The sequence below is a fragment of the Treponema sp. R6D11 genome (assembly GCF_054786075.1).
The window spans coordinates 1-489 of sequence record NZ_BDHD01000701.1 but is presented as its reverse complement, the minus strand read 5'-3'; the positions used below and the strand labels follow the sequence as shown (position 1 = coordinate 489).

Below are 489 nucleotides of genomic sequence, written 5' to 3'. Positions count from 1 at the left end.
CTATGGAAGAAAGCAAGGCTATAATGCGTGGCGATATTCCTGCAAAATGGTACAAATCTATTGAAGAAGCTAGAAAGGACTTGGGCGTTTAACTGTTGCTGGATTTTACTTTTACCAATCAATTCAAAAAAGACATCAAACTGCTGGAAAAACGCCATAAAGACATGGACAAAATTTATGAGATAATGACGCTTCTTATTTGGGAAGAACCATTGCCGGAAAGTTGTCGAGAACATAAACTTCATGGAAATTTTGAAGGATTTTGGGACTGCCATATAGAGAGCAATTGGATTTTGATCTATCAGATCGAAGAAAATAAAATATCCTTTGCCTACACAGGAACCCATTCAGATTATCTTTAAGTTTTTATACAATTTTACGCAAGTGTCGCATAACAATCGCCTCATAAAATCTTTTGTATAATAAAATACTACCGATCAAAAGAGAAACACAAAAGTAAAAATATTTTCCTTTACAGAATTTACAAGT

Annotated in this window: 1 protein-coding gene; it reads left to right on the top strand. The window is 33.7% G+C overall.

All coding sequences use genetic code 11. The features are described from left to right. Positions 1–95 precede the first annotated feature (95 nt). Positions 96–362 carry a type II toxin-antitoxin system RelE/ParE family toxin gene (locus ACYVTD_RS15575; protein WP_461248609.1) on the top strand — a complete coding sequence of 89 codons (267 nt, stop codon included), beginning with the start codon at positions 96–98 and terminating at the stop codon, positions 360–362. The last annotated feature ends 127 nt before the right edge of the window (positions 363–489 follow it).